Here is an 808-nt window from a genome sequence, read left to right on the forward strand (position 1 = left end):
TGCCCAGTGCGCTCTTCGGCAGCACCTGGGTCAGCGACTTGTCGAGCCAGGTGCGCAGCTGGGTGATCAGCGGGCGGCTCTTCTGATCGCGCAACGCCTGGCGCGCCTCGGGCCCCAGCGCCTTGGCCTGCGTCTCCACGGCGTAGAGCTTGCGGATCTGGTTGAGGGCCCAGTCGGCCTTGCCGGTCTTGCCCTTGGGCTGCACTTTCTGGGCCTCGACGAACTTGCGACGGGCGTGCGCCCAGCAGCCGGCATGGGTGATGCCGTTCTTTCGCACCACCTCGGCATAGCCTTCGTAGCCGTCGGTGACCAGGCGACCGGCGTAGTTACCCAGCAGGCGCACGGGCACCCGACCGGCTCGGCTGGCGTCATAGTCGAACAGCACCACCTGTTGGCCCGGTGGCCCCCCGCGTTGCAGCCACATGTAGGACGTCGAACTCGCCGGCCTGTCGGCTTCGGCATTGACTTGCAGCGTGGTCTCGTCCATGTGAATCAGCGGGGCCTGCAGCAGGTGCTGTCGCAGGGCCTCGACCAACGGCATCAGCCGCTCGCCGACCTGCACCATCCAGCGGGCCAGGGTGTTGCGCGGGATCTCGATGCCGTGCCGGGCAAAGATCTGGCTCTGCCGATAGAGCGGCAAGGCATCCTGGTACTTGGCGGTGGCCACGTAGGCGAGCAGGGTCGGGCTGGCATTGCTCTTGGGCAGCAGCTTGACCGGCGCCGGGGCGATCTGCACGCCCTCTTCGCAGTCTGGGCAGCCGTACTTGATGCGCACATGGCGGATCACCTCGATCCGCGCCGGCACGAC

General features: G+C 67.6%; 1 protein-coding gene. It reads right to left on the minus strand.

The annotated features are described in order from the left end of the window. Positions 1–808 (minus strand): IS66 family transposase (gene tnpC / locus CWI66_RS17655; protein ID WP_157809013.1); only part of this gene is annotated, 808 nt, incomplete at both ends.

This window comes from Halomonas sp. 141 (assembly GCF_002810305.1).
Classification (GTDB): Bacteria; Pseudomonadota; Gammaproteobacteria; order Pseudomonadales; family Halomonadaceae; genus Vreelandella; species Vreelandella stevensii.